Origin of the sequence: Psychrobacter sp. APC 3281 (assembly GCF_030407815.1) — a bacterium.
Lineage (GTDB): Bacteria > Pseudomonadota > Gammaproteobacteria > Pseudomonadales > Moraxellaceae > Psychrobacter.
The window spans coordinates 487,621-502,341 of the sequence record NZ_JASDCS010000001.1 but is presented as its reverse complement, the minus strand read 5'-3'; the positions used below and the strand labels follow the sequence as shown (position 1 = coordinate 502,341).

Annotated in this window: 10 protein-coding genes; 1 reads left to right on the top strand and 9 read right to left on the bottom strand. The window is 40.1% G+C overall.

What is annotated here, in order from left to right; translation table 11 throughout:
* The first annotated feature begins 102 nt into the window (after positions 1–102).
* Entirely contained in the window at positions 103–1,461 is a 1,359-nt protein-coding gene (locus QL886_RS01955) for a hypothetical protein (protein ID WP_290177455.1), read from the top strand.
* A 180-nt stretch (positions 1,462–1,641) separates the two neighbouring features.
* Here QL886_RS01955 and QL886_RS13005 read toward each other — a convergent pair whose 3' ends face one another.
* The 9 genes from QL886_RS13005 to QL886_RS01915 form a co-directional block, all read right to left on the bottom strand.
* Positions 1,642–1,860 (bottom strand): helix-turn-helix domain-containing protein, encoded by a 219-nt coding sequence (locus QL886_RS13005; protein WP_156770958.1) that lies wholly within the window; start codon positions 1,858–1,860, stop codon positions 1,642–1,644.
* A gap of 381 nt (positions 1,861–2,241) precedes the next feature.
* Complete coding sequence (locus QL886_RS01950) at positions 2,242–3,528, bottom strand: DUF3322 and DUF2220 domain-containing protein (RefSeq protein ID WP_083328828.1); 1,287 nt, start codon at positions 3,526–3,528, stop codon at positions 2,242–2,244.
* On the bottom strand, positions 3,521–6,910 hold the full coding sequence (locus QL886_RS01945; RefSeq protein WP_290177454.1) for an ATP-binding protein: 3,390 nt from the start codon (positions 6,908–6,910) through the stop codon (positions 3,521–3,523). Before QL886_RS01945 ends, QL886_RS01950 begins: the two co-directional genes overlap by 8 nt.
* Positions 6,911–6,921: 11 nt before the next feature.
* Complete coding sequence (locus tag QL886_RS01940) at positions 6,922–7,899, bottom strand: DUF4194 domain-containing protein (protein ID WP_290177453.1); 978 nt, start codon at positions 7,897–7,899, stop codon at positions 6,922–6,924.
* Between the two features lie 65 nt (positions 7,900–7,964).
* A complete protein-coding gene (locus tag QL886_RS01935) occupies positions 7,965–9,425 on the bottom strand; it encodes a DUF3375 domain-containing protein (RefSeq protein ID WP_290177452.1) in 1,461 nt (486 codons plus the stop codon).
* Positions 9,426–9,731: 306 nt separating this feature from the next.
* The gene (locus QL886_RS01930) at positions 9,732–11,123 is read right to left on the bottom strand and encodes a GIY-YIG nuclease family protein (RefSeq protein WP_290177451.1); all 1,392 of its coding nucleotides are present in this window, start codon (positions 11,121–11,123) and stop codon (positions 9,732–9,734) included.
* Complete coding sequence (locus tag QL886_RS01925; protein WP_290177450.1) at positions 11,077–13,278, bottom strand: DNA helicase; 2,202 nt, start codon at positions 13,276–13,278, stop codon at positions 11,077–11,079. Before QL886_RS01925 ends, QL886_RS01930 begins: the two co-directional genes overlap by 47 nt.
* Positions 13,279–13,330: 52 nt before the next feature.
* The gene (locus QL886_RS01920; RefSeq protein WP_290177449.1) at positions 13,331–14,032 is read right to left on the bottom strand and encodes a hypothetical protein; all 702 of its coding nucleotides are present in this window, start codon (positions 14,030–14,032) and stop codon (positions 13,331–13,333) included.
* Positions 14,033–14,072: 40 nt separating this feature from the next.
* Entirely contained in the window at positions 14,073–14,690 is a 618-nt protein-coding gene (locus QL886_RS01915) for a hypothetical protein (RefSeq protein WP_290177448.1), read from the bottom strand.
* Between the last annotated feature and the right edge of the window lie 31 nt (positions 14,691–14,721).

The window sequence follows — 14,721 nt, the reverse complement described above, 5'->3', positions numbered from 1 at the left end:
TCGTTGAGTCGTTAGTTTACCAAGTTTACTTGTACGGTTTCTTCAGCATAGCTCAGTTTTAGCGAAAGTGAGCTGAAGTTAGCTAGACCATCATATAAAAGTGTGTTTCCTAAAACTATTCCTAGTAATGAAGACATTGACAATGAGTACGCGAATGATTATGAAGATAAAACCATTCCTAAACATCGTTTTGCTCAAGATAAAATTATAGACTCAATGACGACAGAGTATGGTAGAGGTACAGGTTGGTACGGTGATTTTGGGCGTTACGTTTTTCAGTCTAATTTTAGTAACTGGAGTAATATAAATATTGATAAGCTTAGCAATTATGCTGTAGAAATAATTTTTAATAAATTTGGTTATGATGCAGAAAAACATGGTGAATTTGATAGAAACACTCCCTATACAGGTCGTGGTGAAAATAGAGTTGAACGAATTGGCAAAAAATATCAGTGGATGGCAATGTATGAAGTGGTAGCTAGAGTAGCGGATAACTTTGAAATGACAGACCCATCAACACGTTGGAAAGATGATAAGAAATATCTATGGTATAACGGTTCTGTAGAGCCTTCTTTTAGAGATATTGACCCTACATTCATACCTCCTGATTCAACTAACATCCGTCTTATAATTCCCCCTAATTACAATGGGTGGAGTGATGATTTTGAAAATTGGGTAGTTTCAAAAAATGATTTAATTGATTCAAAAGAAGTCATCTTAAACCATTTTCAGAACGAAGACTGGTTATCCCTAGATAGGCATATTGAATTTGAGCCTAATAAGAAGTTAGGTGATGGTGACCATTCTGGCTCATATCAACGTGTATGGTATATGATCAACGCATATTTGGTAAAAAATGAAGACTTTGATCTGGTCGTATCAAATATACAGAATAAAAACTTTATGGGTCGATGGATGCCTGAGTCTGTAGAGAGGTATAACGATATATTCAACTTAGAGTATTACTGGTCACCTTTACTTGAAATCTATGATAATGAATATTATGGTAATTCTGGGTGGCAAAACATATATGAACGCCGAGTTGGTTCAGATGAAGATAGTTTAGGTGAAGTTTACGTTTGTTCAGAAAGTCATATTTCAGAAGGGATAAAAAATCGTGATTTAGGCTATAACATCAGTGCACCTGCTAGATTATTATTCGAAACTTTGAGTCTAAAAAATGATAAGTTCTCTGGTTCATGGGTTGATAAGCATGATGAATTAGTGATGTTCGACGCTTCTTTTTATGGTAATGAATCTGGTAACAACCTAATGGTGAAAAAGGACGCATTAGAAGAGCTGCAAAAAAGCACTGGATGTAGAGTGATCTGGACAATACTTTCAGAGAAGATTGCGATGTACGGAGGTACCAAATCAACTGAAAAAAGGTTAAATATTTCGGGTGTATATTACCTAGAGGATGGTGAGTTGGTCGGTGAGGATTTTTTCTTTACAACTTGATTTTTATAAGTTATTTACAATTAATTAAACGTTACTGTAGTTAGTGTGGCTCTCTGACTTGAAATAAAAAAGCTACTTAAATGTAAGTAGCTTTTTTATATGCCTATTTCTAACCTTAAAATAAGTTTATGAAATATGAGTTTATTCATGAAAGAGCTAAAGAGTAACTATTGTCACTAATCAAAAATTAGATGTACATTTTTTCTCACATTTATCCAGATAAGCATCCAAATTCTTACGCCGATATACAATGTGGCCACCAGTTTTACTGTACGTTATTGCATCAGACTTATGACAGCGCATATACTGCAGAGTGTTCACGGATTTGTTTAGATAGGCCGCTGCGTACTCAGGCGAAAATGGAGTGTCAGCAGATGCATTCGCTACAGTTTCTTTCATTAATGTGAGCTCATCATGTGTGTAATCAGCCCATTTCTTTTTCTTAATATACATAGTTAAATCTTCATCTTTGTTAATGTCATTCAACAATACAATGATTAGAATTAAATAAATATAAATAGCAATGAAAAAAAACTACTATAAAGTGTGGATATAAGCAAAAACTCTAATTTTTGCTTATGTTTACTTTTAAACTTACATATCAGTTACAATTTCTAAAAATAAAAAATTGCTACGGGGAGAGTAGATCAGTATGAGTAACTTCAGTAGTTTTAGAGGCTAAGTATTTTGAGACATAACTACGATAAGGAAATAAATTAGCAAAGATATTATCAATCGTAGCGAAATCTCAAATAATTGATCTTTTAAGCTAAATAGCAATTATGAAGAATATGGAGTAGGCTTATCGAGCCACTTTTCCAATGCTTGTTTAATATATTCGCTTGGAAGTCTTTCTTGTTCTAATCTCTTAAAGCCATATATTCCTCGGCGCAATTCTGTAAATAATGTTAACTCGTCATGAGTTAAGTGTGTTGGCTCATGATTTATAGAGTCCGGCTCATCTACCATACGATTGATAAACTGTTTTATCGTTTGGTCGTCCATCATGATAGCGGTCAACTTTGGACAGTATTCTCTGGCGCGGCTTAATATCATTAAACCTTCAGAGTCAATATCGCCCCAGTACGCTACTGTCTTTTTCTGTAACCAGCCAGCATTCATCCAATTAATATTTTTACCACCCCCTGCAACTGCAATCGTGTTTTCTGTTTCTGGGAGTGCTAAGCAAGATTGCTCATTTTCTACGACTAAAATATGTTTAGCAGGCAGCGCTTGGCTATGTAGAACATGTATCGGTAATCTTAAAATAGGCAAGCCAGATAAAGCATATCTTGTATCAGGGCACAAAGGTCGTACCATTAACCAGCCTTTAGGCTTATCCAAGCATCCGAGCCAATAAGCTAAGCCTTGTTCTTTGATTTGCCCAGGATAAAAAGCTTCCAATAAGGTCTCGATAAGCTTGTGATAGGTTTCTATAAACTTGGTATCAACGTAACATACTGGCAAAGCGCGCAAGTATAGCCCGGCACCCATTCCTTTTTTTAATTGCGGTATAAGCGCGACCAGTAACTTTAGATCATCAGCACTCAAGTTATCAACAACTTCTAACATATCAATGAGAGCAAAAAATAAATTCTCATGCCAGCTATCTGCAATCTTATTTGTACTGTTAGCAGATGACATTGTCATGCCTTTAGCGATTTCGGTATGAAGGTAGCTTAGTTTTTTTTGCCAGTCTTTAAGCTGCTGGCGTGCCGATGCGCCTAATATTTCAGACAGTGCTTGAATATTAGGAATAGTTAAAGTGATAGGAAGGGTCTGTTCAGAAAAATGTCGAAAGCTATTATGCTGCCATTGCACCATATCAGCGAAAGCAAAATTACGCCACGCTTGCACAAATTCGTGGAAATGCAGTGTATGGTTGAGTAATTCATTACCTGTTTTGGGAGGCTTTAGGCTTATGACAATAGGGAAGGCTCTTTCATTTTTTAAACGGGCTTTAAGGCGTGGTAGATTGTCCCACTCTCGCTTTTTTAGTTGTGTGATGACTGCTGCAGGCATCAAACCCCAATTTGGTGTTTCTGTAGTTATCATCTCTTTAGTCATGAAGCTCAATACCTAATTCTGCAATTTCTTGGTTGTCTTGGGAGAACTGTTCAAGCTTATTCTTTGCCAGGATGTTATCCACTTCTTTCCAAGTAACTTCGCATAATCGGCTTTCATGATGTTCTTGGTTACGCTCAGCAATCAGTAAGCTTCTGGCAGATTCACGTGCCAAATTTAGGTTCTTAAATGGGGTGATTAAGTTGACATGAATGTTTAGCTTTTTGAATACTTTTAGTACGCGGCGACTAACTTGTTCGGCAGTATTTGAAAAAGCTTCGTCCAGAAACACAGTACTATATATTGGCATATCACAGCCATCGGGCGTTAACACATAAGCGAGGCTTGCTGCAACAATCATACCCGCAAAAGATTCTTTTTCGCCGCCCGATTTGCCACTTGATGAGCTGAGCACGTCCAAGACCTCTTGTGTATCGTTATCAATTTCTTCAGCAAAAAATGCCAGCTGATAGCGAGGGTCTAATAAACGTAAACTTTCAAGGGTGGTACTCGAAGTGGAGCTAGTAGCTTTATCCAATATGTCGATGACCTCTTTAAGTAGGTAAAACCTTCTTGTATGGTTATCGTCGTTCACCGCAGAGAGGGCCTGATTGAGTTTTTGGTTAAAGGTTTGTACATGCAAGAAGTTTTCACGTTTTAAACTGAGCTTAAGATAAGAGTCTTGCCTAAACTCAGTTTTCTTTAATACCTCATTGATATGTCCAATACGCCGACGAATATCGTCATGCACCATAGATAAGTGATTACTTAGACGTGCCAGCGATTGAGTGGCATGTTTGTTTAAGCGTTTTTTAAATTCATCCAGTAACTCAGGTAATCCCTCATTGCTTAATTGGTTCAAATGGGCGATATAGTCATCCATACCATTCAGCCCTGTTTCCCATTCAACCGTATAAGCCTGCCATTGTGGTTTTGATTTATAGCTACTCATAATGCCGATAGCTGTATGAGTATATTTGTTGAGCCTACTTTGGTTTTCGTTTATTTTTTCTTCAAGCTGTTTGGTTATTTGCGTTTGATAGCTAGAATTGTCAAGCTCAATATTACCAACCAACGCCTTTAGCTGCTGTTTTACCTGTTCATCTAACTCTACTTCAGCTAATCGCTTAGATCTATCAAGCTCCTTTTGCACAGATGATAACTCTTGCTCTTTTGCACCGTTTTGACGCACCTTCTCTTTTTTATCTTGAGCGACTTTAGATAAAGCTTCTTCAGCATTATCAAAGCGTACTTTCGCTTGTTTTAAATCGCCTTGGGCGTTTTCAATAGCGCTTAGCTCATGTTCCTCATGCTCCAGTCTTTGTTGCCAATACGGTACATTGATTTGTGACCATTCAAATTCCTCTAACTTCTTCCATGAGGATATTTGCTCACTGACACTACGCATGGCTGCGCGTGCATCTTTCCAGTGTTTACTATCTTCTTGCAGCTTTGTTTTGAGCTGCTCTATTTCTACTTGCAGCAATGCGAGCTTGTTTTTGTTGCTAAAGCCCAGTTGCCAATGACGACTATCATTAATACTCTGCAAGTCTTTTTTATCAAAGCGGCCTTTTTCTTTATGAATTAATCCTTGCCGAGTCATTGAAAAAGCAGTACGGTCGAGCTGTTCGGTGTTAGCCACACACAGCAAATCATAACGAGATAAAAATGTTTTGAGCCAGTCACGATAAGAGTGATTACGCCATTTTAGCTTACATAAAAAACCGTCAGCTTTAAATGCAGTATGGCTCTTAGCTTGTTGATTATCCAATACTACTTGTACACGGACATGTAATCCTGTGTGCTGGCTATTAAGCCATTTAGTAACAAGCGAGTAATACTCTTTTGGTACAAGTAATGTGGTTTTTAATCCTCCAAGTGCTCGCTCGATAGCGCCTTGCCAATCTTGTTCATCTTCTTTTATATCGATCAGCTCACCGATATACATGAGTGTATTAGGATCAATGCCTAAACTACGGGAAATTGCGTCTTTTAGTTGGTTAAACTTCGGTGGAATATTTGAGTTAGGTTGGCTTTTAAGTGCTTCAATCTCATTTGATAGCTCTCGATGGTGTTCCTCAGTTTCATTTAAAGCAATGGCGCAGTTACCAAATTCACGTTCACGGTCTGCTTCTTGCTCAGCGAGATGCTCTTGAATATTATTGGCTTGAGTAATATTGCTGTGAAAAGTCAGCTCATCTAAAGTGGTTTTAATACTTAGGTTACGGCATAGTATTTGGTAACGAGAGGCGTTCGCATTGGTGCGGTTAAGGGTATCTTTAGTAGCTTGGATGTCTTTTTTTAGGCTATCAATGCGATTGCCGCCGAGGTTCATATATTCATCACGGCAGCGGTTTACCGTGTCAGTAGCATCACGCTCTTGTTGTTCGATTTGCGCAAGATCGCGCTCTAATTGCTCTAGCTGTTGTGACAACTGCTGTTGCTTTTGCTGATATAGTTTGGCGTAGCACTGAGCAAAATAGATCGGCAGCGCTTGTTTTTGCTTAGAAGTGTCATTAATAACTAATTGTGTTTTTGCGATATCATCAGCAAGCTTTGGTAAGCGTTCAAGGTGGGTAACTTGCTCTTTGGCATCTTGCAGGCGAGTATGAATGGCAACCAAGTCACCGAATTCTTTCACAATCTCTTTGGCGTCATCACGAACGCCACTTGGCTCAAGTACCAGCGTACGAATCAGCTCAGTTAAGTCATCAATCTTTTTTAGACCCAGCGCTCGCGAGAGTAGGGCTGGCGCATTTGGATTGTCCATATAGAGCATGCGTCGGTACAGCTCTTGATAGTCGCCAAAATTATCATCACAGCAAGTTACTTCTGGCTGCATGCTTAACCATTGTTTTAATTTACGGACATTGCCTTGAGCAAACTGATCTAAGACCTCTGACAGTGGCAACTGTTTTTGAGCGACGACATACAGTCTTTTCACATCACTTAACGAATTACTAGCGACAGTCGTCCAAAATAGTGCCAATAAAGTCATTTTTTGACCATCGTCACTGAGATATTCAGCAGATAGTCCTGTAATAACACCTTTATCGCGCTTACTTTTTACCTTAGTGTTGATACCATCGTGCGCTGAGCCAAAACTGCCACGCATGTAGCTGATTAGTGAGCGGTCACTTTTGTCATTTTGCGCTGCTGCGACATTAAAAGTCGCTCTACCAGCAGGCATGAGCAATGCCATTAACCCATCGACTAAGGTGGACTTTCCTGAACCGTTATCTCCTGTGATGAGCGTTCCTTCCACGTCGATATTGGCCGTATGTAACCCATGGAATGACCCCCAATTAAATACAGACAGTTTGGCTAAGCGTATTTGGCTAAGTGGCGTGATGTTCAGAGTCGCGTCATTTGATGACTGTTGCATTATATTCATCCTCATTCGCCAAATAAATCGGACTGATTATCTATAGATTGATTATTGGAAGTTTTTTCGGATTTTACTTTGTTTGTAGATTGATTGTTTAAGGAGTCATTCTGAGAATGTTTGTTATCTTCGAAATCGTCATCTTCAAAAGTAGGTGATTCTACTTCTGTGTTTGTTGTACCTTGTGCCAAGCGCAGATATTCACCCAGCATACTCTCTAAAAAATCAGCACTGACCACATAACGAATCAAAGGCGTTATCTCGTAACGATCATCAGTGCCGCGAATGCTACTTAATAAATGGCGACGGCTAAGCTCTTTGAGTCGCGCGCTCAGTTTTTTGAGATCTCGGCTGGTATGATCAGTTAATGGTAAAAAAGGGATGAGTAGCGATGACAGGCGTTCAATGTCGATGATGATTTTTTGTTCGCCACTGGTTTCGCGCTCTTGATAATATTTTCGCAACATTAACAATATCAAGGTGTCATATAAGCTCAGTGTGCGTTTGCTAATCAGCGAGTGAGTGTGCTCATCATCATTACTATCTATAAGCTCATCTGCTAACAGGTCTTTAGGGTCGCTTGTACTTGCTGAATCAAAGCTATCTTGGCTGTTGCCTGCAGTCTCACTATCAGAACGAGCAATAAAAGCAATACCTTGCCGCTCATCTAAAACTAAGGTTAAGTAGACCTCAGACAAATGGCGCTGAATCATCGACTGATATCGGCATAATGAATGATATAAATTAGGTTTTTGCGCATGAAAAATAACCCCATGGCGCATGATATGGACTAAGACGCGACTGGCATCGCCAGGCATAGGGTCTAGCAAAGTATTTTTAATCGCAGATTCATCGTTAACACCTTCGCCATCAGAACTAATAGTTTCGTTCTTACTCGCTGATGTAGATTCCTTATCGTGATTACTACTAACGGTAGTGTCACTGTTGGTACCAATGACCATGTCAAAAAAATGATTGGATACACTCATTTTAATCCTCTATATTCAGTCTGTCGTCATTAGTCTTTTATAACTAGTCTTATTAAAAGGTATGGTTACAGCGATAAGTCTTCAATATTTTCAGGGAATAAAGAAGGCGTTAGTAGCATTGTTGGTATGCTGGCACGTAACATATTGCCTTGATGGTCATTGATGATAACTTCCTCCACTGATGCAAGCTCAGTAGCTTTTACAGCACGGGCAATACGAATGTAAGCAACTAATTCTTCAAGCCCTTCACTAATGGGTAGTTGATGAATAAGCTGAGAAATGGTTTGTGGACTGTTTTGCATGAGCATAGACTTTACTTTTATGGCCACTTCTTGCACTTTAACTGAGTTTAGACTCGCAAGCATCTTGACGCTTGGCTCACGGCTATTAATATGAGGTGTTGTGAGGCCCATTTGTAGTCGCTCATCGGGTTGTTTTAGTCTGATTGAGTCTGGAGATGACAACTCAATCTTACCCACAGACAATGACAATGAGGTGTTTGATTTTAAGTTGCACTCTTCATTACGTAAGGTTACCGCCAACTGCTCAAGCTTGTTGATGAGTTTGCCTACGGTACGGTTTTCGCTCATTGCGCCACTTTCAATATAGGCTCTTAATTCTTGTTCGGTACGTCTGCGAATGCGAAGTACTCTTTCGCTCTCACGGCTCAGTTCTGCTATCAAATCCGCTAAAAACTGACGTTGATGTAAGCTTAAATGCTTTGCTGCAGGCGTTTGTAAGACATACTGCAATTGCTCACGAAACTCTGTGACACGGTTATAATCACACAATAGTTGAAAAAACCCTTCAAAAGCACTGCCAGCTTCGGTCTCTGATAACACATTTTCTTGTTTCATAACTTCATTTAGCAGATTGCCTCTTGAAGTAGCATCGTCGATCATCTGTATGCGAACGTCTTTATCAAGTTTACGTATTTGTTCTTCTAATAACCTAAAATCACCGGTGAGTTGTGACGCAAGCTGGTATATTTCACGGATATATTCACGCTGTTCATTGTCGCTCAACGTATGTACCACACCTGCCTGCAAATCATCTATTTGACGCTGAATGGCTGCTTTTTTTTCTTCAAGTAACTTAACTCGACTATCAGTATCTTCATTGGTAACGACCACAAAATCTCGAACAGTTTCTTGTACGATACGCAAGTGTGAGGCACTGACACCAATACTACGTTCTTCTAGCCCATGACAAAAGCGTATCACCATTTCTGTTGCATCAGTTTTGGTCAATAGATCATCAAGTTCACGAAGCCAGCCCTGAGCTATCCATTGATTAAGGTAAGTAGTAGCGTTGGTTTGGGTTTCCCAAATACCAAGATTACGACTGTGTTCAATTTGCGCCTCTAATAGTAATTTAGCTCGGTTATAGGGCACTTCGCTACGTTCACTGAATAGATCAGAGATAAACGCCATTATGTGCGGTGCATTGTCTGCTCGCATCAATCGCCATCCTGCATGCTCTTGATATAAGCGCCGATACTTAGCAGATAGGCCTTGAAAACTCACAATAGATTCCTTATCGGATAGAGAAAATTAACTCAAATTTATTTAATATGGCAAATATGCTTGTCAGTCTGTTTTATTATTGTCAAACCCCGACTTTCACAAAGCCACCTGACAAATATTATGATTAGAAAGTTGTAGTGCTAGCTTTATATAAACAGGCTTAGATGAATTATCACCATAGTATTTTCATATTGTGGTTGATAATCAGTATTTCTATAAATACTATTTATAGACCCGTAATATTATAGGTAATCACATCTGATAACTTTTAAACATATGGATATAAGTTAATGCTGCAAGCGCTTATCACTTCAAAACCACCTTGCCAGCCGCACCATCCATTCGATAGTCTTTAATGTTCCCGGTGATAACCAGGTTAATCGCTTTCTCAATCTCATCAAGGGGAACATTGAACCACTCTGTCGCCTTGTAAAGATTATTATCTGCTGCTTTTGAAGATACCTTGACTCTTTGATCATAGAAGAAGGCATGCAAGACGCTTTCCACACTACGAGCATTGGCATCATAGACTTGCCATTCAGCTATGATATCTACGGGCTGTTGCAAGAAAGCAGTATCCCTAATCGAGTGCTTAGTGCGCGCTTCTCCTGTAAGGGTTGAGAAGCCAATTTTGTGCAGATGTTTATAATGCGCTAAATCACTTGGGGTCTCAGTCAGCTTAGCAACATAAATGACACCGGTAAGTTGTCGCTCGTCCCCAAAGTTTTTGGCGAGCTCATCATTCATCCAGTCAGGATCAGTGATTAATAACTGGTAGCTGTTTTCGTATTTATACTGCGCGGTAGCCAATGAATGAGTGAGCATATTGGACTCTGTACCATTAGAAAATATTAAGCGCAATCTCTCTTGGCTACGGGTATTCTTTCTGGCCTCTGCTTTATAAATATTAGCCACATAGCAAAGCATGCCATTTAAAACAAAGACGCTACCAATGTTGATATCTTTCACTGATGAAAAGTTAGTTTTAGTAAAAGCACCCGTTTGAATGGCTTTAGATATGCGCTCAAAGGTTGCTGCAAACTTATAAAAGTCCTTACACTCAAACCGGCTGGCTATATCTTCGTCATTATATTGATCATAGCTGGCACGTGTATTAGCCTTATGATCACTGATTAGGATTTCAGAATGAATGTTGTCAAAAATCCCTAGATCATCACTGTTAAAAATATCATCTAGACTATTAATCACAGGAGGCTCGCTAACAGCCTCAACTAACGGCTCAGCTTTTTTAGTGCCAGCGCTACTTGCCTTTTCAGACCCATTATTCTTATGACTTATACTTTTGTCTGAGAGGGTCGGTTTGTCGTTAGATAGGGTAGAGGCCGCACTTTGAGCAGTTAATAAACCATGTCTATCTAAAGCTAGCAGTTCTTGCGAGTCTACGTGGTTGGTTTGTATGGTAGCTAATAGGCGAGCATTTATCTTTTCATTGATATTGCTAGCACTGCTACTAGGCACGCGCCCCTGTTGATCGATAAAAAGGTTGATAGTGTCAAACTGCTGCGCTAAAACGCTGTTATTCGAAGAGCTTTTGGTGACAGGCTTTATATCATCAAGTAGACCAGTACTGTCATTGATAAAAATATCGTCTAGCGTTTTGTACTCACGACTTTGATAGATCTCATCGAGTTTAATCATGACTATTGGCTTCTCGCTTGGCTTTTTGGTTTCTGACATAAGTGATAACCTCAGCCATACGCCGCTCGATAGCGTCCTCTGAGTTTTTACTAGGTTGACGATTTTTATCTTTCATAAATGCAACGATCTTTGGCCACATGAGTACCGCTTCTTCCTCAGTGACGCTCGAGCGGCTGGCATGGACGACGTCATTAATGGTTTGCAGTACTTCTTTATCGACGGTTCTAGAGAGAACTTCATACGCATCATGAAAGGGGTTGACGGAGCGCACAAGATCGATAGGAAGGTTGTTTACATTGACGAACTTACTACCGACTTTGACAAAGCCGTTGCTAGGGTTCGAATCGCTATTACTGCTTGATTTGGTTTGAGGGTTATAGATTTTCGCATCAGCGGGCAAGTGGCGTTCTTTAATGATGTCATTGTCATTCAGCGCCTCTTTTCGCTCTGCTTTTAGAGTATTAATATCGACATACTCATGACCTTGCTTGATAAAAAAACGCTCATTTTCGATGACCGCATCCTCAGGAATGTCTTTACCTTCAACCACGCCGCCTTGGCGGTTAATAGCCATATACTGCATGACGCCCTCTTGTACTTGCCGTACCTCATCAGTGTCTAGCGCTGGATACTTACTACGAATAATACTAGGGATGACGGAGTCTGACACCGCTTCGGTCTCGACGTTATTGGTCTCAGCGGCAATATACTTTTTGACCGTCTCAGTGTTCTGAGTGAGCTGGGCCAATATCTCATCACGGTCTTGGTTTAGTATATCCATGACTCGATCAGAGGGAGGGTTTACTGTATCGTCAATGATAATGGTACCTGCCGGCAAGTCTTGCGTCCCTAATAGGTCTATCTCACTGCGGCGTTTAAAGTTGACGTTAGGTTTGAGCACTTGCTCCATTAGTAGTGATAAAGTAATGGCTTTTAATAAGTCATTAACAGAGCTTGTCACTTCAGATTTATCAGCTTCTGGCTCAGCGATTAGATTGGTAAATTGAGCATGGTGTTTGCCCGCGCTATCGCGTGTTGAGCGGCCAATAATCTGCACCACCTCGGTCAGAGAGCCTCGATAGCCAATGGTCAATACGTGTTCACAATACTCCCAGTCAAAGCCTTCTTTTGCCATACCAAGAGCGATGATGATATCCATCTGATCACGAGAGGTAATATCCGCTAAGTAAGCCTGTGTATTCGCTCGCATAGCGTCATCAGTCACTAGGTCTGCGAGTAGCAATTGCTTACCGTCATGTGCGCGTATTGTCATAACACCAGTAATATCATCACGAGACTCAACTTCACCAATGACATCTATGATACGGCCAACGGTCTCATACTTGTCTGTCTCAGCAGTGAGACTGTTGACGTTAGGAATGTGGATGATGGTCTTTTTACTGGTGTCCAAGCATTCATCTAAGGCATCAAAGAAGGATTTTTTATAAAAGTGATAGCCCAGTCCCAATGACTTTAAGTGCTCATAACCGTTTAGCTGTTCATAGTAGGTATAAGTCACCTTATCAAACTTTTCTTCATCGCTATCGGATAAGATGGGCACGGAGTCGCCACGGAAGTAGGAGCCGGTCATCGCCACAATGTGTGCGCTAGTCTGCGTCATAATGTCATCGAGTATGGCACCCAAGCGATTAGAGTCATCCGCTGACACGTGATGGAACTCATCAATACCGATCAGCACGTCATTAAATAGTGAGATGTCGCCGCCATCTTCAATCACTTTGTCAAAACCATATCGAAAGCTATGATGGGTGCAGACTAATACTTGGGGTAGGGCGCTGTCATCTACATCTTGGGTAATAAACTCTGAGAATATAGCGGTCTTACGAGTATCACTTTGAGCAACACTCAAGCATAAGTTATAACGATCTGCCACTTCCCAATCAGCAAAGAAACCAAAGTCGCTTAGAGGCGTTGATTTAAAGGATTTACCAATACTCATCTCTGGGACGGCAATGATGACTTTCTTGATACCTTGATTGATCAGCTTGTCGAGTGCCAAAAACATCATGGCACGTGACTTACCAGAGGCGGGCGGCGACTTAATGAGCAAATACTGGCTATTACGCTTCTCAAACGCACGCGCCTGCATTTCACGCATGCCAAGCGCATTGTTCTTTTTGCTTTGACCCGTGCGGGCATAGGTTTGATCTAGTATATTGACCGTTTTGCTCATCAAAAATCCTTATTAAAATAAATCTTAGCCTCTAAACTTAATAGCTTAAGAGTTAATCGCCATAGCAAGCAACTGTTTTGTTGTTGGGGTTGTATTTGGCACCTTTGGTATAAACTTGGCCCGGTTTACCCCAATAGGGTTCGTATTGACGAGTACGGAAATTAGAAAATACGGTAGACACGTTTGCACGACTATCAAAGTTTAAAACCTGTTCTGAACCTTCAGTATCAGCATTAAATTGGAAAGAAAAGCTATCTAAAGGTTGACCACGGTATTTGACCATATCTTTGAATATCACGGTATAAGTAATATCGAAGTTATCTGGTGTTGTTACCACGATATCTTTGATCAAGTTATCATAGCCGGAGGGCCACTGGCTTTTTGGTTTAACAATATATTTAACTGGTGACGCTCTAGGATCGGTAGGCTTAACTCGAACAAATGTGATAATACTTTCGCTAAACTGGCTATAGTTATTACTGATTTTTTGATAGACGGCATTACTGTCACCCATGCAGCCATCTTCCATCCAACCAAATAAGTTATACATATCACTATTAGGCATCGTACCTGGTTGCGCTTTTGGTCTTTGGTTCATAGCTTCATTCATACCTTCTTGAATGCCATTTACCGTACCAGTGACAACAGCGTTTACTGTTTGATTCACTGCACTGCCCAGCGCTGATGTTTCAGCGCAGCCACTTAAGACTAAGGTGACACCGATTACAGCAGTTAGAGGTGGTTTTATATTCATGTTTCAAATCCTTTTGAAGGGTTTTAGGTTGGTTTCGTTATTAGTAAACACAAGTTATCGTATTATTGTTAGGATCAAACCTAGCTTTTTGATCAAACATACCATCACTCATATAGTCTGATGTCTGACGTGTTTTGAAGTGTTTCCAGACACTTTGCATATCTGCATTTTTAGCAAAATTCAGCACGTGTGCACCGCCTTCTGACTCGGGTCTGAACTTATAGTGATATTCTGTTATAGGTTGCTCGCGATATTTAACGCCATTTGCAAACTTAATATGGTATTCAGTATATTCAAGATTGGTATGCATACTCACATCCTTCATCAGTGGACTATAACCAGGGCTCCATTGAGAGCGCGGAGTTATAGAAAACTCATATATCTCATCATTTTCATTCGGTTCTGCAAGCGTCTTCATCTTCATTGATCTACTAATAAATTTATTATGATTTTCGTTGATAGAACTATAAACGGGCCCGTCTCCAATACAGCCATCCTCCATCCAAGCAAACAATATAAACATATCGCCTTCAGGAAGGTCTTGACCATTTTTACCTTTTAGCGATATGAGATCGCTTTGTGATGCAGCTGATGCTTGACCCATAGAACATACAAGTAGGGCAGCAAAGGCTGCGCTTGATAGGATTTTGGAAATCATAATAGAATGCTCTTTATAAGGGGGTTGATGT

Excerpts from the sequence above, each read along its gene's own strand:
- QL886_RS13005 (WP_156770958.1), bottom strand. The coding sequence starts at position 1,860 with ATGAAAGAAACTGTAGCGAATGCATCTGCTGACACTCCATTTTCGCCT.
- QL886_RS01950 (WP_083328828.1), bottom strand. The coding sequence starts at position 3,528 with ATGACTAAAGAGATGATAACTACAGAAACACCAAATTGGGGTTTGATG.
- QL886_RS01945 (WP_290177454.1), bottom strand. The coding sequence starts at position 6,910 with ATGCAACAGTCATCAAATGACGCGACTCTGAACATCACGCCACTTAGC.
- QL886_RS01940 (WP_290177453.1), bottom strand. The coding sequence starts at position 7,899 with ATGAGTGTATCCAATCATTTTTTTGACATGGTCATTGGTACCAACAGT.
- QL886_RS01930 (WP_290177451.1), bottom strand. The coding sequence starts at position 11,123 with ATGTCAGAAACCAAAAAGCCAAGCGAGAAGCCAATAGTCATGATTAAA.
- QL886_RS01925 (WP_290177450.1), bottom strand. The coding sequence starts at position 13,278 with ATGAGCAAAACGGTCAATATACTAGATCAAACCTATGCCCGCACGGGT.
- QL886_RS01920 (WP_290177449.1), bottom strand. The coding sequence starts at position 14,032 with ATGAATATAAAACCACCTCTAACTGCTGTAATCGGTGTCACCTTAGTC.
- QL886_RS01915 (WP_290177448.1), bottom strand. The coding sequence starts at position 14,690 with ATGATTTCCAAAATCCTATCAAGCGCAGCCTTTGCTGCCCTACTTGTA.